Here is a 25265-nt window from a genome sequence, read left to right on the forward strand (position 1 = left end):
GCGGGACAATCCCGCAGCTGTTTTTCAGCCATAAAATTGCATAACCTAATTCTGTTTCACCGATCCATGCAGATTTGCATGGACGATAAACATCAAACTGTCTTATGCGCGGCGGCTTGCTGCCTGATATGCATATAAGGCTGCACCAAGCGCACCGTTATACTGTGTCAGAGGAGATCTGTGGATCTCACATCCAAGCTCATTCTGAAGAGCTTTGACAACACCGTCGTTCTGTGCGACACCGCCAGTCATGACGAGTGCCGGAACCACTCCGATCCGGTGTGCGAGTCCAGTGACACGGTGAGCCACGGAGCGGTGGATACCTGCGATAATATCGCATTTGTCGGTTCCCATCGACAGCTGGCTGATAACCTCGCTCTCCGCAAATACGGTACATGTGGAGCTGATCTCGACTCTCTTTTTGGAGAGGGAATCAAGATGACCAAGATCCTGGACCTTTACTTCAAGAACGCCTGCCATTACGTCGAGGAATCTTCCGGTTCCTGCAGCGCACTTGTCGTTCATCTGGAAGTTGGTCATTGCACCGTTGTCAATATGAAGGACCTTAACGTCCTGACCGCCGATATCAATGACAGTGTGAACGTCAGGGAACAGGAAGTAAGCCCCCCTTGCATGGCAGGATAACTCACTCATCTGTTTGTCTGCAAAATTCATTAAAGAGTTACGACCGTATCCTGTTGCCAGGGTAAAAGCCACATCCTCTTTTTTCATACCTGCGTTTTCCAGCACTGCATCGATCGCGCGCTGTGGGCCGCTGGTACCTGCACCTACATCGATCAGGGATTTCGCTACGATCTCCTCGCCATCCTTCAGCATGATGCATTTGGATGCCGTGGATCCTACGTCAATTCCCAGGGTGTAAATTGCACTCATAATAACCTCCGGGTATACTGAAAATGTAAAATGAAACTGGCTTTGTTATACCAGTATATCCAGGCCAGAGAAAGTACTCCCCTGGCCTGGATACGTATCATTTTACTCTATCCTTCAGTCAGAATCAAGCTTTTTTAAATGTGTTCCACTCACGGATCGCACGCGGTGTTACCATCTGATGGAACGGGCAGATAGACTCCGGATTCTGGTAAGCAGACTCTGTGAATGCCTGGATGTACGGACGGATCTCTGTAAGATCAACGATCTCGTCAGCCATACCCTTGATTGTGCAGTATTTCGGACGGGACTTGTCGTGGTACATCTGGATCATGTCGTTCATCTTGTCGATGATCGGCTGGAGATCCTCGCCGGCCTTCTTAGCCTTAACAAGTTTTCTGGAGTACATAGCGTTTGCTGCTGTCTCACCCGGCATTACATAGTACTCAGAAGCGCCTGTTGCAAGGGAGAATACGTTTGTATCATTGCCCTGCGGTCCGCCAAGTACGTAGTGAGCAGCTGCGGATGCCTTACGAAGTGTAACCTCTAAGGACGGAAGCTTGGAGTTCTGGATGGAGTAGATCAGAGACTGACCAAGACCAAGAAGCTCAGCCTTCTCAGCGTCATCACCTACATCGATACCAGTTGTATCCTGTAACCAGATCAGCGGGATTCTGTCACGAGCGCAAAGTGTTACGAACTCGTTCATCTTGATCAGGCCCTGACGATATAACTTTCCGCCGATACCAACAGAGTTCTGTTTGTACTCCGGATAGTTCATAAGGAGACCCTGAACGTTTGCTACAACACCAACGAGAAGTCCGTTTACTTTAGCAAGACCTGTTACAACCTCCGGGCCGTAACCGTTCTTGTACTCAGCGAACTCACTGCCGTCGAAGAGACGGCCGATTACATCGTAGATATCGTACGGACGTTTCTGGTTCATCGGGATGATGCTGTAAAGATCCTCTGCCGGAAGAGCCGGTGCCTTCGGATCATCAACACGGAAGAACTCGAGGTTGTATGCCGGAAGGTAGCTAACGTACTTCTTGATGCCCTCGATTACGCCGTAATCGTTCTCATATACTTCACGGAAGAAACCAGTCTCGTCGTAGTGAACCGGAACGGAACCCGGAGCCGGAACGTGCTTCTTGCCGTTTTCGATCTGTGCTGCGATGATCTGCTCAGCAGACTCTTCGTCAATATATCCCTTCGGGTTCATACCGGAAAGAATACCAGCGCCGCCTACTGCCATGTTTGCCTGGCTGTGTGCGATAAGGATTGTCGGGGAAATGCTGTGGTATCCGCCGCCTGCCGGGTTTGTTCCGTAGATACCTACGATAACCGGAACACCAAGCTGGTTTAACTCAGCGTTACGGAAGAACGGTGTACCGCCGCCGCGTCTGTTCGGGTAAACCTTATCCTGGTTCGGGAACTCAACGCCGGAGCAGTTTAACAGATATACGAGCGGAAGGTGGAGCATCTTAGCTGCATCGGAAGCACGCAGAAGGTTGTCTGCCTGTCCTGGTACCCATGCGCCGGCCATCTTCTTGTTATCGGAAGCGATGATGTAAACCCATTTTCCGTTTACACGGCCAAGTCCGTTAAGAATGTTTGTTGTACCGAACTTGTTGCCTTCCGGGTTGTAAAGGCTGTTTAACGGGCACCATGTTCCCTCATCAATGAGAGCGTTGATACGCTGCATTGCGGAGAGCTGTCCGCGCTCGTTTAACTTCTCTTCTGTTGTGATACCAGCTGCAAGAGCTTTCTCGATGGACTCATGGATGTCAGCCTCTACGGCTTTGATCTCTTTTGCGTTCTCGTCATTTACATTTACCAGCTCTTTACCAACAGTAGGCATTTCCTGGAAATATTTCGGCATGGAAAAGTAACCCATGTTCTTCCTCCTTATATATACGCGATCGCTGCGGTCAGCGGTTTTTGCCAGTCACTGACCGCGGCATGATTATATTTTAAATGATCGTTTCGATTACTTTGTTTCCTTCGGAACTTTGATGAAAGCCTGACCTGGGTCGATCTCTTCACGAATTACGCGAATGATCTCCGGATCCGGACCTTCCATAAGCTGAGCTCTTGTGGTATCGATCTCGAAACCTGTGTTCTCCTGAACCATTTCCGGAGAGGAGAATGGATAGTAGTAAGCAAGGTACATTCTCTTGGTCTCTTCGTCGAACTTCATGATACCAAGATCTGTAACTACCATCTGCGGTCCGCGGTTGCCCGGAAGACCTGCTCTCTCACGTCCGCCAGGGCCGTCCATCCAGCCGCAGCTTGTGATGTAGTCAACATGCTCCATGAATCTTCTCTTCTGGTGCTGCATCATAATGATGGTGTTGCAGAATGTAGCGATACCGTTAGCTCCGCCGGAACCTGTGAAACGGGTTGTCGGCTGAACGTAGTCGCCCTTACCGAAGATACATGTGGAGTTAACGTTACCATACGGGTCGATCTGAGCACCGCCGATGAAAGCGATCATACGGTCAGCGTCATGAAGCCACTCATTCGCCTCGAAGCCTACGAAACGAACGTTCGGCCACTGTACTGCACAGTGAGCCATGAAACGGTTATCACCTACGGAACGCGGTACCTCTACCGGTGAGCAGTCCATAAGTCCGCTCTCTACGATCGGATGGCAGCTCGGGCAAACCACACGCTTCGCAAGAGAAGCACCGATTAACGGAAGACCGGTACCAACGATAACGATCTGATTTTCTTTAATATTTTTTGCGATGGCATAAGCCTGCATTTCCTGCTTTGTATACTTTGTATAATCAGCCATTTTTGAATTTCCCTCCCTCAATTAGTGTCTGGTAGAATAGCCAAGATGCGGCTCATTCTTAAGGTTCATGAGGCGAGCGCCGCCAAGGACATTAAGAAGATCATCCTGATCCTTGCAGCCGTATACGTATTTCTGGAGGTAATCCTTGAAGGTCTCCGGAATCTTTGTGCCGTTAGCAGCATCCTCTGCAGCCTGTTTTGCAACTTCTGCAGCCTTTGCAAGCTTCTCGTCTTCCGGTTTAGCAGCAGCAGCCTTCTCAGCCTTTGCAGCAGCCTTTGCGAGCTGTGCCTTAGCATCCTCAGCATCAAGGTACTTGGAAGCCTTATCGTACTCCTTAAGTCCCTTATCATCATCATCATAGTAGCCATAGCACTGTGCCGGCCATGCGCCGTACGGAGTACGAACGACAGCGTCTACGCACTCACCGAAGATTCTTGTCTTTGTAGGATCACGGCGGATATATTCATCACTTACGATCTCCTCGCATGTAACGATCGTACGCTTTGCAGCGATTGCGATATCAACATCGTGGAACTCATCACCATCGATAATGCAGGTTCCATCCGGAGATGCCTGCTGTACATGGATGATCGCGCAGTCAAGCTTCGGAACCGGAACAGCAAGAAGTTTCTCGCCCGGCTCAAACGGGTTCTCGATATCTACGCATTTGAGGTTGTCAACGCCTTCCATTGTTTTTCTCTTCTCTTCGCTGATGCCCCAGAATTTAACAAGACCGGAGCCCTGCATCATTCTTACCGGGAGGTACGGAAGACCAAGGGAAGCTGCGTGAAGCTGTAACATAAGAACGTCCTGGGAGTAGTCCTCATATGTAAGCTCACCTTTCTCGATTGCAGCACGGAAACGACGTGCAACGTTTGTATACCCAGAGTTTGCTGTGTAGCAGTTGATGTAAGCTCTTACACGACCCTCACCGATTAAGGAGTCCCAGTCTCCGCCTGCCGGGCCGGACCAGCCTACAAAACCAGTTTTACCCTGACGAAGGATCTCGTAAACAGCAGCATACGGTTTACGGTTTGTTGTAAATCCGCCGAGGCAGAGTACATCGTTATCATGTACGTACTTCTCTACGGCGTCGTGTAATGACATAACTTTATTAGCCACAATAAAGCCTCCTTTATTTATATTTGCAGTTAAAAGGCCTGCCTGTTCTCCTCAGACAGGCCTGAACTGCTTTTTAGTTCCTGTAAAAATATACCATGTTATGAAACGGATTTCAACTTCGATTCCATTTCTGGAATGGATTTTATCAAGATTTGAACATCAGCATGAAGTAACCGGCTGCTACTGCAGAACCGATAACACCAGCTACGTTCGGGCCCATAGCGTGCATCAGAAGGAAGTTGGTCGGGTTCTCTTTCGCACCAACTGTCTGAGAAACACGGGCTGCCATCGGAACTGCGGATACACCTGCGGAACCGATTAACGGGTTGATCTTACCGCCTGTGATCGCGCAGAGAACTTTACCAAGCAGGATACCACCGACTGTCGCGAAAGCGAAAGCAAGAAGACCCATAGCGATGATGGCAAGTGTCTGGACACGAAGGAAGATCTCACCATTTGCTGTAGCACCTACGGTTGTACCGAGCATGATCGTAACCATGTTGCAGAGTGCGTTCTGTGCAGTATCGGAAAGTCTTCCGGTAACGCCGGACTCACGGAACAGGTTACCGAGCATCAGCATACCAAGAAGCGGTGCTACGGACGGAAGAAGCAGGGAGCAGAACAGAACAACGAATACCGGGAAAACGACTTTCTCGACTTTGCTGACTTTTCTTAACTGCTTCATAACGATCTGACGCTCTTTCTTTGTTGTGAGGAGCTTCATGATCGGCGGCTGGATCAGCGGGATCAGAGCCATATAGGAATATGCGGCTACAGCGATCGGAGCTACAAGATCCGGAGCCAGGTTGTTTGCGATATAGATCGCGGTCGGGCCATCGGCACCACCGATGATACCGATTGCTGCGCACTCACCCGGTGTGAAAAGTCCGGTTGCATTTGCGAGTGCAAATGCAACATAGATACCGAACTGAGCGGCTGCACCGAGAAGAAGGCTGACCGGGTTCGCGATCAACGGACCGAAGTCTGTCATCGCGCCGACTGCCATGAAGATCAGGCACGGGAATAAGCTGGACTTAACGCCCATGTACATAATTCTTAACACACCGGACTGATACCAGTGATCTGCCTCATTCATAAGACCTGCAAGCGGAAGGTTCGCAAGGAACATACCGAATGCGATCGGGAGCAGAAGGAGCGGTTCAAACTGCTTCTTGATTGCAAGATATAATAAAACGAAGGATACAAGGAGCATAACACCCTGCTGCCAGGTGATTGCGGCGAAACCTGACTGAGCGAGGAGCTCCGAGAAAACTGAAAGTATATTCACGTGTGGCACCTCCCGCTTAGTTTAAGGTAACCAGAACTGCACCTGTCTCAACGGAATCGCCTGTGCTTACATTGATAGCTGCAACAGTTCCTGCTGCCGGAGCAACGATCTCTGTTTCCATCTTCATAGCTTCCATAACGATTACGCACTGACCGTAGCTTACTGCGTCACCGACTTTAACCTTGATGTCAAGGATCTTACCTGGCATCGGAGCTTCTACTGTCTGTCCACCTGCGGACGGAGCTGCTGCCGGTGCTGGAGCCGGAGCCGGTGCCGGAGCTGCCTTCGGTGCCGGTGCTGCTGCCGGAGCCGGAGCTGCCTTCGGTGCCGGTGCTGCTGCGAGGATCGGTGCCGGTGCGCTTACCTGCGCGCCTCTGTCAAGCGGTCTGTACTCGTCTACTCTCTCGATCTCAACTTCATACTTTTTTCCGTTTAATGTTGCAACGTATTTCATTTCTTTTAATACATCCTTTCCTTTTTTTGCGTGCAGCTGATTCATATTCGCATAGCTGCTTTTGCTTTTACATTTGGGTCTTTTACAGTTCCTTGATACTTACTACACGGAACTCTTCCCCGGACAATCTTGCTTCCTCACTGACTGCCGCGAGAAGCACTGCATAGGATTCCTCATCGATAGCCGGAGCCGGTGCTGCAACTGCCGCAGCTGCCTTTGGCGCACTCTCCTTAAATAATGTACCGATGACCTTAGAGATAATGATAACCGCGATTGCGAGCACTGCAAGTGCTGAGAATACGACTAACAATCCAACGAGTGAAATGACAATCGAATCCGCAACGGTCATACCGCCTGTCCACATATACTTACCGCACCTCCTTCGTTTCGTTTCATTTAAGAAACTTTTGTTGGTTAGTTATTCCGTATTGTGAAATACATTCCACATTTTTCTCGGCGCATAAGGGTACTTGACAAATCAGCACCCATAATCACCTTGTTTCTATGCAGTTTTCACAATATCGTAATTTGAGTATATCAGCTTTCTGCGCAAATGTCAACAAAGCCGATTGAAAAAAATATATCAAATATACTAATTCAACGTGATATAAAGACAAGTACAGCTTATGTCCTTATATCGGCAAACCTACTCTGTTAGTACTGTTTTCCAGTCCTGACCGTTCCGTTTTCACTGCTGTCCCGGCACATTCCTGCGCCGGAGTACTTCGCTTGCGACAGTCTTCAGCTTCGTGCGAGTTCGCAAAAACCGCCCGTCAACTCCTGCATGATATGCATGAATCGACGGGCAGTCACAGTCTCAGATATGGTTCCCGATTTACGGCTGTTTTCCAATATAAGCAAGGATTCCGCCGTCGACGTAGAGGATATGTCCGTTCACGAAATCAGATGCCTCAGATGCGAGGAATACCGCCGGTCCCTTTAAGTCCTCGACAGTCCCCCATCTCGCTGCCGGTGTCTTCGCGATGATGAACTGGTCAAACGGGTGACGGGAGCCGTCCGCCTGGCGCTCTCTTAACGGCGCCGTCTGGGATGTCGCGATATAGCCAGGTCCGATGCCGTTGCACTGGATGTTGTATTCTCCGTACTCGGAGGCGATGTTCTTTGTGAGCATCTTTAATCCGCCCTTTGCAGCCGCATATGCGGATACAGTCTCTCTTCCGAGTTCGGACATCATGGAGCAGATGTTGATGATCTTGCCGGATCTCTTTTTCATCATCGACGGGAGAACCGCCTTCGCCATGATAAACGGTGCGTTCAGGTCGACATCAACGACCTTGCGGAACTCTTCCGCACTCATCTCATGCATCGGGATCCTCCGGATCATTCCCGCATTGTTTACAAGAATGTCCACAGTGCCGATCTTCTCCTCGATGTCAGCGATCATCTTCTTTACCGCTTCCTCGTCCGTGACGTCGCAGACATATCCGTGGGCATCGATGCCTTTTTCTTTGTATGCGGCAAGTCCGCGCTTTAAGGACTCCTCATTGCTGCAGTTAAACACTACGGTCGCTCCCGCTTCCGCGTAGCTCTCCGCGATCGCGAAACCGATCCCGTGTGCCCCGCCTGTTACCAGAGCGATCTTTCCTTCCAGGGAAAACATGTTTTTCTTATCCATTTTGTCTGTTTCCTTTCTCTCTAATAATAAGGTATCGATCATCCTGCCGTCATCCGTTCTTTCGTTCAGGATATCTTATTTTAAATCTGTCGGAGTGATCGTGTCCATATCGTCAAACTCCTGGTTCTCTCCGCCCATCGCCCAGATGAAGGTGTAGTTGGAGGTTCCGGCTCCGCAGTGGATGCTCCATGACGGGCTGATCACCGCCTCCTCATTCTTCATGACGATGTGTCTCGTCTCCGTCGGCTCACCCATGAAATGCATGACCACCTGGTTCTCCGGAACTTCAAAATACATATAGATCTCCATGCGGCGCTCATGTGTGTGGCACGGCATGCTGTTCCAGACACTGCCCGGTTCCAGGGCCGTCATTCCCATGGACAGCTGGCATGTTTTTAAAACGTCCGGATGGATAAACTGGTTGATGACTCTCTTATTGGAAGTGTCGGAATCACCGAGCGGACGTTTCGCAGCATCCTTTAACGTGATAAGTCTCGTCTCGTAAGATGTGTGGGCCGGCGCACTCACCATATAAAATTTTGCCGGAGCATTTTCATTGTCGCTGGCAAAAATCACTTCTTTCGTACCTTTTGTGATGTAAAGGCAGTCTTTATAATCAAGATGGTACTCCACCCCATCGGCTGTGATCGATCCGGAACCGCCGATGTTGAAGATCCCGATCTCACGGCGCTCAAGGAAGTAATGAGTCCCGAAGTTTTTCCAGCAATCGATCCCTTTTTCGATGGAAACATGTTCTTTCACCGGCATGCAGCCCAGTGTCACCATGCGGTCTACATGAGAGTAGACAGATACCACCTCGTCCGGGCGGTAGAGATCCTGGATCAGGAACTCATTTCTCAGTTCTTCTGTCGTGTAGCGTTTTACATCTCTCTGATTTGCGGAATAGCGAATATCCATATGTTCTATACCCCTTTTTATATGATATTGTGGTCAGAAGTCCGCTCCTATCTCCGCAGACAGACCTACAGAAAGCATCGGAACTCCTGACCCTGACAGCATTCTATGCAGAACGACAATTTTTGTCATCCTATCTGACTATCTGACTTTTTTCACGGCGTACCGGAGTGCTCCGACGCCAAAAAGTGCCAGAAGGAAAGCGTCCAGCACCAGGAACATGATCGCCGCCTGGAAGCCCAGCCTGTCCGCAAGGACTCCGATCACCTGCGGGGTCAGGATCCCGCCTAGGGAACCGATCCCCGTAAACACCGACATTCCAAGCGGGGAATTTCCCATGAGATCGCCGGTAAAGGCCGTCGTTGTCGGGAATGCGCCCGCCATGCCAAGACCGAGAAGAACCAGGGCTGCCACCGCCATCGCCGTATTGCCTGCGAATACAAGGATCAGCACCGAGGCAAACTGAAGAACGGAGATCACAGCCAGGATCTTTGCCGGCGGCACATTCTTCGAGATCGAAGCGATCACGATCCTGCCGATCATGATCATGATCCAGGTTACAGACACCATAACGGTCGCGAGACTTGCGGACATAAATCCAGTGCTCTTTAAATAGGTAACAAACCACCCGTTTACGGAGTTTTCAAGTCCCATATAGAAGAACAGGGCGCCGACTGCCAGGAGAAATCCTGTATTTTTTAAGAACCAGAGCTTGTCCTTCTGTCCTGATGCCGGACCATTCTCCTCTCCTGCCGGTTTCTTTTCTTCCTTTTCGATCTTGCGGTAATCCATCGTCGCATAAGAAACAACGATGAGAACCGTGAGGACTGCAAGAAGCTGTAAGATCGTCTTCCAGTTCATCCCCGCACCCATAAGGATCATGGTGACAAACGGGGACAGGAACGCGCCCACCGCATACCACATGTGGAGCAGGTTTAAATATTTGTTGGAGCTCCCCGTCACCTGACGGATCGCGTGGTTATTGATGATCGTGATCATTCCCTTTGTAATACCGATGAGAAAGATCATCACATAGAGAACCGGGACCGGAAGTCCGAATGTAAATAAAAGCAGGCAGACCGGATACGGGATCGCGAGGACCACGACAGCCATCTTCTGGGACATCATCCCGCAAAATACCGGGTAGACCAGGCTGGAACATAAGTTTCCGATCGCCAGGAACGACAGCAGACCGCCCGCCGCCGTAAAGCTCAGGTTTCTCTCTTCGATCAGGTTTGGCAGGATGACTCCGAAGATCAGGATGACCATTCCGCTGATAAAATAAGCCAGATAACAGTGATCGATCACCGACCGCCTGTCTTCTCTCGTGATTTCCATCATATATGTTCTCCCCCAAAAAGCTTCTGAAAGGCGCCGCAGTGACCGGATCCTCTCCGCTTTATTGTTAATTTTTCTCCATACTTTTCCATCATATCACCTTTTTTCCGTCAAGACAAGGAGGATTTCCCCTGATATTCCATCTTGTGGAATTTTTATACTATTATTTTGTAAGAATTTTCCACTCCGAAAATTCCGCAGGATACTTTTCGCTGTGGATTTTCTGGTCTGAAAATCCGTAATTCGTTGACACTCTCCCCGACTTACTATACAATAAGAGGAAACAGTGTCTGCCGCCTGCCATTTCCGGCAGTTTCCGGCAGTTTCTCCCGTCTCTGCGGAGAGGGGGCAAAATAAGGAGGATAAAAGGTATTATGAAGGACATAAAGAAGGTGACGTTGATCGGTCTCGGCGCGATGGGGGTATTTTTTGCGCCGCGTATTTCAGAAAAACTTGGGGCTGATTTCCGGATCCTCGCGGATGGTGCGAGAAAAGAGCGCCTGGAGCGAAAAGGTGTGACCGTCAACACGATCAATTATCGCTTTCCGATCATCACCCCGGATGTAGAGGGAGATCCGGCAGATCTCGTCATCATCGCGGTAAAAGGATATGATCTGGAGCAGGCGATCAAAGATATCAGAAATCAGGTCGGAAAGGACACGATCATCCTCTCCGTATTAAACGGCGTCGAGAGTGAAAAGCAGGTTGCAGCTGTCTATGGAGAAGAACATGTCCTGTATTCCTACATGCGGATCAGCATTGTCATGAAGGACGGAAAGACAGAGTTCGATCCTCACAAGGGTTCGATCCACTTCGGGGATCTGAAGAATGATCCGGAACACTATTCCGAGAATGTTCTCGCAGTAAAGAATCTGTTCGATCTCTGCGGGATCGACTATAAGGTCGATGCAGACATGTTAAAAGGCATCTGGTTCAAATTCATGTGCAATGTCGCCGAAAATATGACCTGTGCGATGTTCGGCGTTCCGTTCGGCGCTTTCCAGAAGAGCGATGACGCCAATTATTTCCGTCACAAAGCCATGTGGGAAGTGATCCATGTCGCCAATAAACTTGGAATCGACATTGGTCAGAACGAGATCGACCGCCAGGAGCACACGATCGGACGTCTTCCATATGAAAATAAGCCGTCCACACTCCAGGATCTGGAAACCGGAAAGCATACGGAAGTCGATATGTTTGCCGGTACCGTTGTACGTCTCGGGAAAGAACTCGGCGTTGAGACTCCGGTCTGCGAGTGTTTCCTTCATGGGATCCATCTGATCGAGGACCGGATGTTCGGAGTTATCTAAGTCTCATACTTCTGCATGTTTAAAGCTGTCCGCTGTTTGTTTCTGCGGACAGTCTTTCTTTTTGTTTTTCTCTTTTCTGCTTCTTTTTCATCCTGTTTTCCCGGCAAAACCTTATTTTATTAGTTCTTTGGGCAATACTGAAAACAACCTTGCATTTCCCGACGGACTGTATTATATTAAACATATGAACGATGGTTCATATGTTTATGTATAAATAGATTGCAAATATAATTCTTAGGAGGCCGACTCTATGGATGAATTAGAAAGAACCAAGCAGGAACCGGATGAGCATGAAGCTGAAGAATGCTGCTGCGGACACCATCATCACCACGATGAGGACCACTGCTGTGGACACGAACACGGCGAGCATCATGACGCGCATCACGACGAGCACCATGAACACGAACACTGCGGCTGCGGACACCACCATCATCACGATGGCGAGAACCACTGCTGCGATAATGACGATGATGACGATTGCTGTGGACATGAGCACGGCGAGCATCATAACGAGCACCATGAACATGAACAGTGCAGCTGCGGACACCACCATCACCACGATGGCGAGGACCACTGCTGCGATGATGACGATGATGACGATCACTGTGGACATGAGCACGGCGAGCATCACGAAGGTCACGAGGAACACCACCACGCTTCCACTCCGAAATCTGAGTGCATCGTCTACGTGATGAAAAACATCGACTGTGCAAACTGTTCCGCAAAGATCGAAAAAAAGATCCAGGAACTCCCGGAAGTCGATGACTGTATCCTGACGTTTGCGACAAGGCAGCTCCGTGTCTACTCTTCCGAGGGCACCAAACTTCTCCCGAAAATGCAGGCGATCGCCGATCAGATCGAACCCGGAACCATCATCGAGGTCCGCCCGAAGAATCCAAAGGCTGTCTGCACAGTCTATGTGATGAAAAACATCGACTGCGCGAACTGTTCCGCAAAGATCGAGAAAAAGATCCAGGAACTCCCGGAAGTCGACGATTGTATCCTGACGTTCGCGACAAGACAGCTCCGTGTCTACTCTTCCGAGGGGACAAAGCTTCTCCCGAAGATGCAGGAGATCGCTGATCAGATCGAACCTGGAACCGTCATCGAGATCCGTGAGGAAGGAAAGCCGTCCTCCGACACCCGCGATGACAAACACGACCACGATATTCCGGAGCTGCTCGCCGGAGCTGCTTTATTTATCATCGGTGAGCTTCTCTCCCATTCGATGCCGCCGGTATCGATCGGCTGTTTTGTGATCGCCTATCTGATCCTCGGACGTGAAGTCCTCCTCACCGCACTCAAGAACATGAAGTCCGGCCATGTCATGGACGAAAACTTCTTGATGAGCGTTGCAACGATCGGTGCGTTCGCGATCGGTGAATTCGGCGAGGCGGTCGGCGTTATGCTCTTCTACCGTGTCGGTGAAGCGTTCGAGCACCGCGCAGTCGAGAAGAGCCGCAGTCAGATCATGGAAGCCGTCGATCTCCGCCCGGAGACTGTTCTTCTGGATGAGAACGGCACTGTCCGGGAGATCCCGGCTGGTTCTGCCGCCGTTGGAAATATCGTGCAGATCCGCCCCGGCGACCGCATCCCTCTCGACGGAGTCGTTGTCGAGGGCGAGAGCCGCATCGATACCTCCCCGATCACCGGAGAGCCGGTTCCGGTATCCGTAACGATCGGAAGCACCCTGACCTCCGGCTGCGTCAATACCTCCGGTCTCTTAAAGATGCGCGTGGAAAAAGAGCTCTCCGAGTCCATGGTCACAAGGATCCTGGATTCTGTAGAGAACGCTGCAGCCAGCAAGCCACAGGCAGAACGCTTTATCACAAAATTTGCACGGGTATACACCCCGTTCGTCGTTGCTCTCGCAGCAGCGACCGCGATCATTCCGTCCCTGATCACCGGAAACTGGTCCCACTGGATCTACACAGCGCTTACCTTCCTGGTAATCAGCTGTCCATGTGCCCTCGTTTTAAGCGTACCGCTCGCATTCTTCTCCGGGATCGGCGCCGGATCCAGAAAAGGGATCCTCTTTAAAGGCGGGATCGCCCTGGAAACACTGAAAAATGTAAAGACCGTCGTCATGGATAAGACAGGAACCATCACAAAGGGCAATTTCATTGTCCAGGACATTGTTCCTTCCGCAAATTACACAGCAGCCGAAGTCCTTCAGGCTGCAGCTGCATGCGAGACCGCTTCCACCCACCCGATCGGCACAAGCATCCTTCTCGCAGCAAAAGAGCAGGATCTGAGCCTCGAAAACCCGGCACAGCTTGAAGAGATTTCCGGAAAGGGCATTCATGCCAGACTTTCCTGTGGAGATGTCCTCTGCGGAAACAGAAAGCTCCTGACCGAGTTCAACGTGGACTGCGGTACTTACGATGAAAACGGAGCCGTCACCACCGTTTATGTAGCGATCAATGGTACTTTCGCCGGAACGATCCAGATCTCCGACACAATCAAGCCAGAGGCAAAGGATGCGATCAGGACATTAAAATCCATGGGGATCCGCTCCGCAATGCTCACCGGTGACGGGGAAGCCGCTGCCGAAGCTGTTGCGGATGCTGTCGAGATCGACCATGTTTATGCAAAGCTTCTCCCTGCCGACAAACTGGAAATCCTGCAGAAACTCCGCGCCGAGAGCGGCAGCGCGATGTTCGTCGGCGATGGGATCAATGACGCACCGGTTCTCGCAGGCGCCGACGTCGGAGCTGCGATGGGCAGTGGTGCGGATGCCGCGATCGAGGCTGCTGATGTCGTATTTATGACTTCCAGCATGGACGCGATCCCGACCGCGATCAGGATCGCAAAGAGCACCGGCGCGATCTCCAACCAGAACGTTGTGTTCGCACTCGCAGTAAAGGCACTCGTCATGGTACTGGGACTCATGGGAATCGCCTCCATGTGGCTCGCCGTGTTCGCCGATACAGGAGTGGCGATCCTCTGCGTATTGAATTCCATCCGGATCCTGTACAAAAAATAGATTCTTCAACCGAAATCACGATTTCAAAGATCCGGCTGACAACCTACATCAAAAGCATTCTTTCATTTAAGCAGGAAATTCCATCTGGATTTCCCCCTAATCATTAAAAAGCTCTGAAGAACCTTTTCACATTGTTCTTCAGAGCTTTTTCTTATGCCCGATCATATTTTCACATCTTCGTCTGGTTTCAGGCAGATATCTTTCACGGTCCGGACTTTTTCACGCAGTCTCCGCTTCTTCGCCCGGATCTGCACTCTTCTATTTCAGCATTCCCATCACCACGACTGCCACAAACAACACGCACATGCACCCGATAAAGATATCGATCGTCCGGACCGACACGTTGATCTTATCGTACATGCGCTCCTTGATGGATCTGTTTTTCAGCCTCTCATTCTCCTCCTGAAGCCGTTTATTTTCTTCAGCGAGTTCTTCCAGGCTCTTTTCCTTCAAGGTCTCCACAGCCTCTTTGGCGGCCTCAGCCACAGTCTCAGCCTCCCCCATCTTCTCCATCTCTTCTTCCATCCTCTCACCTCCAGCTTTTTCCGGATTCACACAACAGCAACAAGTGAAAACACACTTTGCGAGTTTCCCCTTGTTATCGCGACAGTCGCCAAGGTCCGCGCAAGCGTGGACTTTGGCTCGTTGTTCGCGTAAACAAAGAACGGGCTTCGGAACTCATCCGCCGCCCGTTCTCTCAAACTGCCTGACAACAGTTTCTTTATTACTTCTTTGCAATGTACTTTCTGATATCGAGTGCGATCGCAACTACGATAACGATACCCTGTGCAATGTACTGGTAGTTTGTATCTACTCCTAAGTACTGTAAGCAGGTCTTTAAGATCTCGAATACAAGGACACCGATGAGAACACCGGAGATACGTCCGATACCACCGTTTACGGATACGCCGCCGATGGTGCAGGCTGCGATAGCCTCAAGCTCCCATCCGTTACCCATGTTGACGGAGGAACCACCGGATTTCGCTCCTACAAGGAAGCCGCCCAGTGCGTAAAGAGCTGCAGCTGTCATGTAGATGATGATCTTTGTCTTCTTTGTGTTGACACCAGAAACCTCTGCGGACTGCTCGTTGCCGCCGATCGCATACATGTATTTTCCATGAGGAGTCATGTTGTAGATGAACCACATAACAAGACCAACCGCAAGGGCGATCAGGAACAGGTACGGAATCGCACCAAAGAGTTTACCTTTTGCTACTGCTGTGTATGCGTTGTGATAACCGCCGATCGGGGTTGCGTTTGTGTAAACAAGGCAAACACCGTAAACGATAAGCTGCATACCAAGAGTTCCGATGAAAGCCGGAACCTGTAAGTAGGAAATTACGATACCATTGATGAAACCAAAAATACAGCAGACTGCAACGCAGATCAGAAGAACCGCGAGAACCCATAACGGCCATGCGTTTCCGAAGTCCGGAAGGTTCTGGAAAAACTTACCGCTGTAATCCGGTTTCTGAAGTAATGTACCTGCTAAGCAGGCAGAAAGACCAACCATACGTCCTGCGGAAAGATCTGTACCTTTTGTAATCAGGCATCCGGAAACGCCGCAGGCGATGATGAATCGCGGCGCTACGTTTAACGCAATATTGATCAGGTTGTTGCGTGTGAAAAATGTAGGCTGTTTGATTGCAGTAAACACTGCAAGTAATAAAAGGACGACGATGATTCCATTATTGATAAGGAAATCTTTTGCATTTATTTTTTTCGCTGTCATGACTGAACCTCCCTGTAATCTACTTGTTTTCCTTGCCGCTTAAAGTAAACTTTGTGGCGAAGGACATGATCTTCTCCTGAGTTGCGTCTTCTCCTTCCACCTCACCGGTAATGTGACCGTTGCACATTACGATGATTCGGTTGGACATACCGATCAGCTCCGGCATCTCCGACGAGATCATAATAATGGATTTGCCCTGTTTTACGAGATCGATCATGATCTGGTAGATCTCATACTTGGCTCCGACATCGATTCCTCGGGTCGGCTCATCCATGATCAGGATATCAGGATTGTTTGCAAGCCATCTTGCGATAATTACTTTCTGCTGGTTACCACCGGAGAGAGACTGGATCAGGGTCTTTCCGCTCGGTGTCTTGATCTTTAATTTCGCGATGCTGTCCTTTACGACCGCGTCAACTTCTTTCCTGTTGATCTTGCCCATATGGGTGTAGTTTTTGTAGGAAGCCATCGCCGTATTATCATTGATGCTCAGGCATCCGAAAATACCGTTACCACGGCGGTCCTCTGTAATCATTCCCACGGAACTGTTGATCGCATCCTGCGGTCTCTTGATGTGGGCCTCTTTTCCGAGGATCTCAACGGTACCGCTCTCAATGTGGCGCATTCCGAAGATCGCTTCCATAAGCTCTGTTCTCTGTGCGCCGACAAGTCCGCCGAATCCTAAGATCTCGCCTCTCTTTAACTCGAAAGAGCAGTCCTTAAAGGAATTCGGTAAGATACTTGTCAGGTGGCTGACCTTGAGCACTGTCTCATCCGTCCGGTAATCTTCCTTCGGCGGATAAACGTTGTTTAACTCACGTCCAACCATCTGTTTTACGATCTCCTCATCGGAGATATCTTCGATCGCCCAGGTTCCAACGTATGTACCATCTCGCATGATCGTGATATCGTCGGAGATCTGGCGGATCTCAGCCATCTTGTGGCTGATATATATCATAGAAACACCTCTGGACTTCAGATCTCTGATGATCCGGAATAATGCCTCTACCTCGTTATCAGTCAGGGAGGACGTCGGCTCATCCAGAATTACAAGATTTGCGCTCTGGCTGACCGCTTTTGCGATCTCTACTGACTGCATCTGTCCGATTGATAATGTGCCGAGTTTCGCTTTCGGGTTAAAATCCATCTTAACGTCCCGAAGCCATTTCTCAGCTTCGCTGTTCATCTTCGCGTGGTCAACGACCTTGACCGGTCCGAAGTTTTTCATCGGATAACGTCCAAGATACATATTCTCAGCAATGGAGCGTTCCGGAATCGGCTGAAGCTCCTGGTGAACCATGGCGAGTCCCTTTTTGAGCGCGTCATCCGGGTTTGCGATCTCCGTCTTCACTCCGTCGATATAGACTTCGCCTTCATCCATCTTGTAAATTCCGAAAAGACATTTCATCAGTGTCGATTTACCGGCACCGTTTTCTCCCATCAGTGCGTGGACCGTTCCGGGGCGGACCCGTAAGTTTACTCCGTCAAGTGCTTTAACACCTGGGAAGGTTTTTTTGACTCCTCTCATTTCGAGTCTGTACTGTTCTGCCATCCCAAAACTCCTTTCAGATACACTCCCCCGCATCTCCGGGTGGCATATTTTTTAAGTTTTAAGTTCAGAGAACCGGGTGTGCCAGACACACCCGGTTCTCATTTGTTACAGTATCAATTACTTTAACATATCAAGGATTTCCTGAGCGTTATCCTGAGTAACCTTCTCGTAGTTGACCATGTTGACAGCATCAACCTTCTCGCCGCCTAAGAACTTAACAGCGATATCGCTTGCAGCCTGAGCCTGTGCGAAGTGGTTATTGAATACAGTACCTGTCTGTTTGCCGTCGATTACGTTCTGAACAGCCTCTGTAAGAGCGTCAACGCCTACAAGGTAGATATCCTCGTTAACTTTACGTCCTGCTGCTTCGATTGCCTGTAAAGCACCAAGTGCCATAGCATCGTTGTTGCAGAAGATAACCTCGATCTTGTCGCCGTACTGAGTTAAAGCATCCTGTGCGATCTGCTGAGCCTTAGCCTGATCCCAGTCACCACGCTGTTTTAAGAGTTCCTCAACTTCTACGCCTGCATCTGTAAGAGCCTTAACAGAGAACTCTGTTCTGTACTGAGCATCTACGTTCTCCGGATCGCCCTGGATCATGATGTAGGAAACTTTGCCGTCGCCGTTGATATCGCCCTTGTTTGCTGTCTCAAGGATCTCTTCGCCCTGGTATGTACCGGACTGTCTAGCGTCGCAGCCTACGTATGTAGCGTTGATGCCTTCAGATTCCCATCTCTGCTCTTCTGCCTCATCCGGCTCACGGTTGATGTAAACAACCGGGATACCAGCTTCGTTACACATATCTGTGATCTCCGGTGCGGAAGAAGCCTGTACAAGGTTTAAGATCAGAACATCATATTTCTGTGTGATGAAGTTCTGGATCTGGTTTGTCTGCTCTGCCTGGTCACCCTTACCATCCTGAACAACTACGTTCTCAGCCTTGAATCCAAGGTCTTCTGTTAAGTAGCGGACTAACTCTGTTCTGTAAAGAGTCATGAAGTTATCGTCGAACTTGTAGATGCTGATGCCGACTTTCTTGTCTGCTACATCTACAGTTCCAGCTGCCTCCGCTGCAGTTGTTGCTGCTTCGGATGCTGCCTCAGAAGCTGCTGCGGTTGTAGCTGCCTCGGTAGCCGCTGCTGTTGTTGCTGTTGTGGAAGAGCTTCCGCATCCTGCTAAAGACAGGGCCATCATGGAAGCCAGTGCCATTGCTGTTACTTTCTTTGTCATTCTCATGTTTTTGAATCCTCCCATTCAAAAAATAATTTTGACCGTTTAGGCATTTTCCCTTAACGACAAGTTAATTATAGCTTGTCTTTGTGCATTTTTCCATACTTTTTTTTATGATAAATTATTGAAATTCTTTGATTTATGTAAAAAAACCACAATTTTTTGTCATATCACGGCAGAAAAACGCTTAATTGGCACTACCAGTCCCGGATCCAGGGCTGCTTTTCCATCAACTTTTACAAATGGATCCGGATCAGTTTGCGACCATATGCTGCGGGCACCAGAAGTATTTTTCCTGTGTGACCTCTTTTCCCATCGCCAGTTCCTCCGCCGTGTCAAAGATCCGCTTCGCATAAGCCTCCCTGTCCGATTCCACCGTTCCGAAAAGTTTTCCCTCGCGGAATGCCTCCTGACCGGCCGGAGTCCCGTCGATCCCGACGAGTTTGATCGTCCCGGCCATGATCCCCTCCCGCTCGATCGCATCGATCGCCCCGAGCGCCATATCATCGTTGTTGCAGATCACAAGTTCGATCTCATCCCCGTAATCGGAAAGCCATTCTTCCATGAGTGCAGACGCCTGGTTTCTCTCCCAGTTCGCGATCCCGCTCGTGATCCTCCGGATCGGGACACCGCCGTCCTTTAAGGTCTGGACCGACCACTCCGTCCGGATCAGGGAATCCTGGTGGTTCGTCTCCCCCTCAAGAAGGACGTATGAGACGACCCCGTCCCCATTCCGGTCAAGGGATGCCGGATTCTTCCGGTAGGCATCAACGAGGATCTGCCCCTCAAGGACCGCCGACTCTTTCGCATCCGCCCCAACATAATAGAGTTTTTCCCAGCGGTTCATATCCTCCGACACAGGTTCCCGGTTGAAGAACACGATCGGGATATCCGCCTCCATCGCTTTGTCGATGACACCGGAAGCTGCCGAGCGGTCAACCATGTTCACACAGAGTACATCACAGTTTAAGCCGATCATCCGCTCCGCCTGGCTGTTCTGGGTCATCTGGTTTCTCTTCGCATCCCGGACATCCAGGGTTACCCGGATCCCCGTCTCCTGTTCATACTCCTTTGCATCCTGCTCCATGGAACTCCGGAGTGTCCCGATAAACGTATCATCCCCGCGGTACAGGAGAACCCCGATCCGGAGAGAAGTCTTTTTTTCTTCCTGCGCACCGTTTTCCAGAGCGGCCCGCCACACGGTGATCCCAAGCAGTGCTGCCGCCGCAAGCGCGACCGTCATGACCGGAAATCTGTTCTTTTTCATTCTGGCATCCTCCTATTCCATCGGATACAGCAATTTCTCATAGGTCCCGCTCTTTAAGATCCCATCATCGATATATTCCGGCGTCAATGTGATCTGTTTCTCATTCCACTCTCCGCCTGCCGCCTGTACGGCTTTTTCCACGCTTAAGTATCCTTCATCAAAGCGGTTCCACGCCATAAGACCGGTGACGATCCCCTTGTCCATCTGGTTTAACAGTTTTGTCGTACTTCCGATCCCGTAAAGCGCTGTTACATGTTCCCGGTACACGCCGCTTCCCTCCAGAATATCCGCGAGATCCGACAGCGCGCCTACATCCATGCCGACTGCCATAAATTTTCCGTTTTCCGGGTACACGGTCCCCTCGATCGTTTTCCGGTAAGTGTCCTCATTTCTCTTCTCGATCAGACTGACTGAAAAGCCGGCCTGGTCGAGCACAGAACGAAGTCCGTCATATGTATCGGTATTTCCCGTGTAGGAAAGTCCTTCCGTAAACAGACAGACCGGAATCTCCGGTGTCTCATTTTCCACGATCTTCTCGCCGAGGCTCCGCCCCATCTCGTAGCGGTCCACCGAGATCGAACATGCGACCGAACTGCTGATCGTCGAAGCGCCGAGAAAGATCACCGGACATCCCGGTGAAATCTCGTCCAGCTGCATGACCGTGTGATCCTCCCGCACCGGTGCGAGGATGATCGCGTTCGTTCCGTCCTTCACTTCGCGCACGATGAGCTCATCCTGCTGTTTTTCATCATTTTCTGCATACAGCGTGATAAAATTCACATCCGCCTGATACTTTTTTTCCGCCATGTTCATGCCTTCGCGGAAATTTCCGTAATAATTGTCGTTCACCTGGTCGACGATCACCGACACCCGGAAGATCTCCTTTTTCTTCTCCTTGATGATCAGATCTGTCGAGGACAGCAGATACAGGATCACCAGCAGGATCACTCCGGCACACCAGCCGATCTTTTCTTTATTTGACATTGATCTTTTCCCCCTCTGCCGTCTCCGAGTAAGGGATCGCCTTCATGTGGATCGTCACGGTCGTTCCCTCGTCAAGCTCCGACTCGATCGAGAGACCGTAATCCGATCCAAAATACAGGCGGATCCTTTCATTGACATTCCGGACGCCGATCCCGGAGCCGCTCTTTGAGGCCACATGTTTTTTTTCGGAGAACATGTTTTCGATCTGCTCCTTCGTCATTCCGAGTCCGTTGTCAGAGACCTTCATATAAAGGTCATCGCCATCCCGGTATACATGGATCCGGATCTCCCCATCCCCGTCCATGAACTCCATGCCGTGATAGATCGCATTTTCCACAAGCGGCTGAAGGATCAGCTTTACACTCGCAAGGTCCATAACCGACTCATCCGCCTCGATCCCGTAGGTAAAGCGATTTTTAAAGCGCATATGCTGGATCGTCAGATAATTTCTCACATGTTCGATCTCATCTCGGACGGTGATGATGCTCTTTCCACGGCTCAGGCTGATCCGGAAAAATCTCGCCAGCGCCGTCACGACCTTCACAGCGTCCGCCTGTTTTTCATTCTCGATCATCCAGACGATGATGTCCAGCGTATTGTAAAGGAAGTGCGGGTTGATCTGGGACTGTAGGACGTCGAACTCATTCTTTCGCTTTGATTCATGCTCCGCGACGATGTCATCCATCAGCCGCCGGATCTGGGTCGCCATGTTCTGAATGGATGTGCCAAGATGGCGGATCTCATAGGAGCCGCCCACATAGACATCCGCATTCAGGTTTCCCGCCTCGATCTCGTTCACGGACTTCTCCAGCGCTTCGATTGGGGTCGTGATTCTCGTGGAGATATAGGCGTTGATCACCGCGAGAAGGAAGGCAACAAACACCACGATAAACGTGATCAGAAGACGCGTCTTCAACGCATTCAGGGTGACTCCGCCCATCGGCGCCGCCCCGATGATCTTCCATCCGGTGTATCCGACCGTCTTGACAGTCACCGCCCGCTTTTTCCCCTGGAACATCTCCTCGTGGATCCCGTCGCGGTAGCCGGCCGCCGCCTCGAGGTTTTCCTCTTCCAGCCCGGAATACAAAAGCTGGGCTTCCGGATGGTAGATCAGCTCTCCGTCCGTTCCCATGAGATAGACATAGCCGCCGTTCCCGAGCGTGATCTCATCGAACAACTGTTCCAGACTGTCATAGCGGATATCGATCAAAAGCACGCCCTGTTCCGTGGAGGAACCCTCCGTGATCTCGACCACGCGGGCCGCCGAGATCACCCAGCGGTACTGGTTTTCGCTCACATCAAAGACCCGCTGGACGTGGGGAACCGAAAAATGAAGGTTCTCCGTCTTGCTCAGTGCCGCCCGGAACCACGATTCCTCCGTCGGATCCACACCGGTCTTCAGGCGGGAAGCGGGAACTGCCTCCAGAAGCTCCCCGCTTCTGGAAAACAGGGCGATATTCTCCACATTGTCCTGGTTATTGTCGTAGAGCAGCATCATCTCCCGGTTGACGCGCTCGTTCTCCAGATCCGCATTTTTGATCACGTCGTAATACAGGGAATCGGAAAGCTTCATGATGCCGCGGAGCCACACATCCACCGAGCGGTTCACCTGGTCGATCAGGATCTGATTTTCCTCCTGCATCGTGTCGGACATCTGTTTTGACATCCGGCTGTACAATGACAGTCCGATAAAGATGCTGGCCGCAAGTGCCGTCACCGTAAAGTACACGAAGATCATATAGCGGATGCTGGTCCGTTTCAGAAATCCGTTCTCGTTTTCTGGTTTCATACTGCTCTCCCCTGTTTTTATTCACCACCCTTTAATTTCCGGGTCTGCTTCCCCTGAATTTTGTCGGTGAGACGCCGAATTTCTTTTTAAAAACGTAACTGAAGTAATTCTGCTCCTGATATCCGACCTTCGCGGCGATCACATATGTCTTGTCATCCGTCATGTTCAGAAGCTCCACCGCCTTATTGAGGCGGACGTCCGTCAGATATCCGATGTACGTCTGCCCGGTTGCCTTCTTGAACATCGTTGAAAAATACGCCGGGCTCATATGAAGGATCCGGCAGATCTGTTCGACCGAGAGATCCGGATCCTGATAATTTTCCATAATATACTGCTTGGCGCGTTCCATGCTCTGTCTCGTCGTGTTGTCGCGCTCCTTATTCATCGCGCCGTTGATCTTTAACGCTGCCCCGAGGAGCCATTTTGAGAACGTCTCCCGGTTCATGACCTGGTGGATGATCGTAAACGGATCCGCCCCCACCTTTGAGTCAGCAAAAAGCTCGTCCATCTCCAGATCATACTGCTGGATCAGCTGGACCAGGCAGTTTGCGACGCTCAGGATGTAAGTCTGGTATTGTCTCGCGTGAACCTTCGCGTCCGACATCCGTCCGATGATCCGCGCGGTCACTTCCCGGATCTTTTCCTCCGGCCCGAATTTGACTGCCTGGATCAGTGCTGACTCATCTTCCGAAGTGAACTGAAGTTTTCCGGTGTTCATCGGCTCCACGTCGTTGATATAGATCGTACTGCCGACACCGACGATCGCGCGATATCCAAGCGCGTCGAGTGCTGACTGGAAAGATTCACAGATCAGTCCAAGCTCCGTCCGGCTGTGACCGATCCCGATCGTGACCGGAATCATTAAGATCTTCCGGATCTCCTTGCAGATGTCGCTCAGGATATCGATCAGTCCGGTCTGGGAGTTTGTCTCATCCACCGCGACGATCCCTGCGATCTCCGCATCCGCCGCCCCCGAGAATGAAAACAGGGAAAAGCGGCAGTAATTTTTCAGATTTTCCTCCAGGATCTGCATCACGGAGATCGGGATCAGGTCCCGCTCTTCATGAAGCGGCAGGATCACCTCGCCGGAGACAGCCGAAAGCTCCGCCTTGACTGCGATCGAGATCCATTTTTTCGCACCTGCCAGCGGGATATCATACTGTTCCAGGCGCTCCGCCACCGTCATCTCATCCATCTGTCGGCTCACAAGATCCTTTAAAAACTGCTCCCTGAGGATCGGCAGACTGCGCTTGTAATTTTCCCGCAGAAGACTCACGTCCCGCTTCTGCTCAATCTCCTCGTCGAGACTCGCCTGGATCTTCTTTAAGATCGCCGTCAGCTCCTCCACATTCACCGGCTTTAAGATATATTCCGTCACATTTAACTTGATCGCCCGCTTCGCGTACTCGAAATCGTCATATCCGGAAAAGATCACAATCTTCATCGACGGATATTTCTGGCGGATCTTCTCCGCAAGCGTAAGACCATCCATATATGGCATCCGGATATCCGTGAGGACAACGTCCGGCTCCAGATTCTCGATCTTCTCCAAAGCGTCCTCCCCGTTCTCCGCATCACCGACCACGGTAAAGCCTACCGACTGCCAGTCGATCTTTCGGATAATGCTCTTTCGCACTTCTTCCTCGTCATCCACAAGGATAATTCTGTATAAATCCATTTCCTGCTGCTCCTATCTGAACCGGCGGGATTCTTGCGCCGGGTCGTTTTCATGCCTGTTTTCATTTTACTATAGATCCGCACTGTTTGCAAATGGTTCGCTCCCTGCCAGCGCAGCCGGGATCTGTTTCTTTTTCGTTTTAGTTCAGACTGGACAAAGATCTCATGACAAGGTCAATATCCTTATTTTCCAGTTCCTGAATAATATGCAGGTATGTCTTCTGCGTTGTTGTCATACTTGAATGGCCAAGTCTTCTTTCATTTCACTTAACATTGCTCGCGTTCCTCCACTTT

The 25265-nt window shown here is 50.5% G+C and carries 20 protein-coding genes and 1 pseudogene; 2 read left to right on the forward strand and 19 right to left on the reverse strand.

The genetic code is table 11. From position 1 onward, the window contains the following. Positions 1-102: 102 nt before the first annotated feature. The 10 genes from hgdC to ACI3EW_RS09870 form a co-directional block, all read right to left on the reverse strand. On the reverse strand, positions 103-894 hold the full coding sequence (gene hgdC, locus ACI3EW_RS09825; RefSeq protein WP_118529656.1) for a (R)-2-hydroxyglutaryl-CoA dehydratase activase HgdC: 792 nt from the start codon (positions 892-894) through the stop codon (positions 103-105). A gap of 124 nt (positions 895-1018) precedes the next feature. After that, entirely contained in the window at positions 1019-2788 is a 1770-nt protein-coding gene (locus tag ACI3EW_RS09830) for an acyl-CoA carboxylase subunit beta (RefSeq protein ID WP_118529655.1), read from the reverse strand. Between the two features lie 93 nt (positions 2789-2881). Next, entirely contained in the window at positions 2882-3691 is an 810-nt protein-coding gene (gctB, locus tag ACI3EW_RS09835; RefSeq protein WP_021904092.1) for a glutaconate CoA-transferase subunit B, read from the reverse strand. A gap of 21 nt (positions 3692-3712) precedes the next feature. Beyond that, positions 3713-4813, reverse strand: coding sequence for a CoA transferase subunit A (locus tag ACI3EW_RS09840; RefSeq protein WP_405578914.1), 1101 nt, complete (start codon positions 4811-4813; stop codon positions 3713-3715). Positions 4814-4958: 145 nt separating this feature from the next. After that, a complete protein-coding gene (locus tag ACI3EW_RS09845) occupies positions 4959-6101 on the reverse strand; it encodes a sodium ion-translocating decarboxylase subunit beta (RefSeq protein ID WP_182426733.1) in 1143 nt (380 codons plus the stop codon). Positions 6102-6117: 16 nt separating this feature from the next. Continuing rightward, on the reverse strand, positions 6118-6555 hold the full coding sequence (locus tag ACI3EW_RS09850; RefSeq protein WP_118322455.1) for an acyl-CoA carboxylase biotin carboxyl carrier protein subunit: 438 nt from the start codon (positions 6553-6555) through the stop codon (positions 6118-6120). A gap of 82 nt (positions 6556-6637) precedes the next feature. After that, on the reverse strand, positions 6638-6919 hold the full coding sequence (locus ACI3EW_RS09855; RefSeq protein WP_118322395.1) for an OadG family protein: 282 nt from the start codon (positions 6917-6919) through the stop codon (positions 6638-6640). 471 nt (positions 6920-7390) lie between these two features. Continuing rightward, the gene (locus tag ACI3EW_RS09860) at positions 7391-8191 is read right to left on the reverse strand and encodes a gluconate 5-dehydrogenase (RefSeq protein WP_118322394.1); all 801 of its coding nucleotides are present in this window, start codon (positions 8189-8191) and stop codon (positions 7391-7393) included. 75 nt (positions 8192-8266) lie between these two features. Beyond that, entirely contained in the window at positions 8267-9109 is an 843-nt protein-coding gene (gene kduI / locus ACI3EW_RS09865) for a 5-dehydro-4-deoxy-D-glucuronate isomerase (RefSeq protein ID WP_118529652.1), read from the reverse strand. Positions 9110-9247: 138 nt separating this feature from the next. Continuing rightward, a complete protein-coding gene (locus ACI3EW_RS09870; protein ID WP_118529651.1) occupies positions 9248-10447 on the reverse strand; it encodes an MFS transporter in 1200 nt (399 codons plus the stop codon). 371 nt (positions 10448-10818) lie between these two features. On the opposite strand from ACI3EW_RS09870, the gene ACI3EW_RS09875 reads away from it, so the two are divergent. Both ACI3EW_RS09875 and ACI3EW_RS09880 read left to right on the forward strand, forming a co-directional pair. Then, positions 10819-11754, forward strand: coding sequence for a ketopantoate reductase family protein (locus tag ACI3EW_RS09875; protein WP_118529650.1), 936 nt, complete (start codon positions 10819-10821; stop codon positions 11752-11754). 250 nt (positions 11755-12004) lie between these two features. Further along, the gene (locus tag ACI3EW_RS09880) at positions 12005-14740 is read left to right on the forward strand and encodes a heavy metal translocating P-type ATPase (RefSeq protein WP_243022217.1); all 2736 of its coding nucleotides are present in this window, start codon (positions 12005-12007) and stop codon (positions 14738-14740) included. A gap of 258 nt (positions 14741-14998) precedes the next feature. Here the strand turns inward: ACI3EW_RS09880 and ACI3EW_RS09885 are convergent, their stop codons facing one another. The 9 genes and pseudogenes from ACI3EW_RS09885 to ACI3EW_RS09925 form a co-directional block, all read right to left on the reverse strand. Continuing rightward, the gene (locus ACI3EW_RS09885) at positions 14999-15265 is read right to left on the reverse strand and encodes a coiled-coil domain-containing protein (RefSeq protein WP_243022216.1); all 267 of its coding nucleotides are present in this window, start codon (positions 15263-15265) and stop codon (positions 14999-15001) included. Positions 15266-15464: 199 nt separating this feature from the next. Next, positions 15465-16472, reverse strand: a complete 1008-nt coding sequence (locus ACI3EW_RS09890; RefSeq protein WP_118529647.1) for a galactose/methyl galactoside ABC transporter permease MglC — start codon at positions 16470-16472, stop codon at positions 15465-15467. Positions 16473-16491: 19 nt separating this feature from the next. After that, entirely contained in the window at positions 16492-18024 is a 1533-nt protein-coding gene (locus ACI3EW_RS09895) for a sugar ABC transporter ATP-binding protein (protein ID WP_118529646.1), read from the reverse strand. A 117-nt stretch (positions 18025-18141) separates the two neighbouring features. Beyond that, the gene (locus tag ACI3EW_RS09900; protein ID WP_118529645.1) at positions 18142-19260 is read right to left on the reverse strand and encodes a galactose ABC transporter substrate-binding protein; all 1119 of its coding nucleotides are present in this window, start codon (positions 19258-19260) and stop codon (positions 18142-18144) included. 247 nt (positions 19261-19507) lie between these two features. Next, entirely contained in the window at positions 19508-20521 is a 1014-nt protein-coding gene (locus ACI3EW_RS09905; protein ID WP_182426732.1) for a galactose ABC transporter substrate-binding protein, read from the reverse strand. Positions 20522-20533: 12 nt separating this feature from the next. Next, on the reverse strand, positions 20534-21505 hold the full coding sequence (locus tag ACI3EW_RS09910) for a substrate-binding domain-containing protein (RefSeq protein WP_142410453.1): 972 nt from the start codon (positions 21503-21505) through the stop codon (positions 20534-20536). After that, complete coding sequence (locus ACI3EW_RS09915; RefSeq protein WP_118529643.1) at positions 21495-23294, reverse strand: cache domain-containing sensor histidine kinase; 1800 nt, start codon at positions 23292-23294, stop codon at positions 21495-21497. The genes ACI3EW_RS09910 and ACI3EW_RS09915 overlap by 11 nt, the downstream gene beginning before the upstream one ends. Positions 23295-23325: 31 nt before the next feature. Then, positions 23326-24972 (reverse strand): response regulator, encoded by a 1647-nt coding sequence (locus ACI3EW_RS09920; protein ID WP_118529642.1) that lies wholly within the window; start codon positions 24970-24972, stop codon positions 23326-23328. 139 nt (positions 24973-25111) lie between these two features. Next, positions 25112-25228, reverse strand: a pseudogene (locus ACI3EW_RS09925) (site-specific integrase); the annotation flags it as partial. Between the last annotated feature and the right edge of the window lie 37 nt (positions 25229-25265).

The sequence above is a fragment of the Pilosibacter rotomagensis genome (assembly GCF_045062245.2).
Taxonomy (GTDB): domain Bacteria; phylum Bacillota; class Clostridia; order Lachnospirales; family Lachnospiraceae; genus Pilosibacter.

Coding starts and splice junctions, on each gene's coding strand:
- hgdC (WP_118529656.1), bottom strand. CDS start 894: ATGAGTGCAATTTACACCCTGGGAATTGACGTAGGATCCACGGCATCC.
- ACI3EW_RS09830 (WP_118529655.1), bottom strand. CDS start 2,788: ATGGGTTACTTTTCCATGCCGAAATATTTCCAGGAAATGCCTACTGTT.
- gctB (WP_021904092.1), bottom strand. CDS start 3,691: ATGGCTGATTATACAAAGTATACAAAGCAGGAAATGCAGGCTTATGCC.
- ACI3EW_RS09850 (WP_118322455.1), bottom strand. CDS start 6,555: ATGAAATACGTTGCAACATTAAACGGAAAAAAGTATGAAGTTGAGATC.
- ACI3EW_RS09855 (WP_118322395.1), bottom strand. CDS start 6,919: ATGTGGACAGGCGGTATGACCGTTGCGGATTCGATTGTCATTTCACTC.
- ACI3EW_RS09860 (WP_118322394.1), bottom strand. CDS start 8,191: ATGGATAAGAAAAACATGTTTTCCCTGGAAGGAAAGATCGCTCTGGTA.
- kduI (WP_118529652.1), bottom strand. CDS start 9,109: ATGGATATTCGCTATTCCGCAAATCAGAGAGATGTAAAACGCTACACG.
- ACI3EW_RS09870 (WP_118529651.1), bottom strand. CDS start 10,447: ATGATGGAAATCACGAGAGAAGACAGGCGGTCGGTGATCGATCACTGT.
- ACI3EW_RS09875 (WP_118529650.1), top strand. CDS start 10,819: ATGAAGGACATAAAGAAGGTGACGTTGATCGGTCTCGGCGCGATGGGG.
- ACI3EW_RS09880 (WP_243022217.1), top strand. CDS start 12,005: ATGGATGAATTAGAAAGAACCAAGCAGGAACCGGATGAGCATGAAGCT.
- ACI3EW_RS09885 (WP_243022216.1), bottom strand. CDS start 15,265: ATGGAAGAAGAGATGGAGAAGATGGGGGAGGCTGAGACTGTGGCTGAG.
- ACI3EW_RS09890 (WP_118529647.1), bottom strand. CDS start 16,472: ATGACAGCGAAAAAAATAAATGCAAAAGATTTCCTTATCAATAATGGA.
- ACI3EW_RS09895 (WP_118529646.1), bottom strand. CDS start 18,024: ATGGCAGAACAGTACAGACTCGAAATGAGAGGAGTCAAAAAAACCTTC.
- ACI3EW_RS09900 (WP_118529645.1), bottom strand. CDS start 19,260: ATGAGAATGACAAAGAAAGTAACAGCAATGGCACTGGCTTCCATGATG.
- ACI3EW_RS09905 (WP_182426732.1), bottom strand. CDS start 20,521: ATGAAAAAGAACAGATTTCCGGTCATGACGGTCGCGCTTGCGGCGGCA.
- ACI3EW_RS09910 (WP_142410453.1), bottom strand. CDS start 21,505: ATGTCAAATAAAGAAAAGATCGGCTGGTGTGCCGGAGTGATCCTGCTG.
- ACI3EW_RS09915 (WP_118529643.1), bottom strand. CDS start 23,294: ATGAAACCAGAAAACGAGAACGGATTTCTGAAACGGACCAGCATCCGC.
- ACI3EW_RS09920 (WP_118529642.1), bottom strand. CDS start 24,972: ATGGATTTATACAGAATTATCCTTGTGGATGACGAGGAAGAAGTGCGA.